This is a genomic window from Paenibacillus sp. LS-5, from assembly GCF_056121505.1.
Genome location: NZ_JBWAVA010000100.1, coordinates 1 through 252, shown reverse-complemented (window position 1 = coordinate 252; position 252 = coordinate 1). Strand labels below are relative to the sequence as shown.

The following is a 252-nucleotide window of genomic DNA, read 5'->3' as shown; positions in this document are numbered from 1 at the left end:
AAAATTTGGTTCCTTCCCAAATAGAGACCGAGCCACCGATACTAGCAATCTGGTGTTTTTCAGAAACTGTTCCTAAAAATTCTTTCGTTCTCTCCCCATTTAAATCAGCAGCCCCAGCTAATTCATTTAAAGCATAACCTGTATTCCACATTTCTGGTAAAACTGCGATATCTGCCCCATTTTTTGCAGCTTCAACTATAGCTTTTTCAATCCGTGCATAGTTTGCATCAGGATATTTAAAAACTACATCAG

At 38.1% G+C, this 252-nt stretch carries 1 protein-coding gene; it reads right to left on the bottom strand.

What is annotated here, in order from left to right; translation table 11 throughout:
- Window positions 1-252: nitrilase-related carbon-nitrogen hydrolase (locus tag AC0MA3_RS26630; RefSeq protein ID WP_474658367.1), on the bottom strand; the 252-nt coding region annotated here is incomplete at both ends.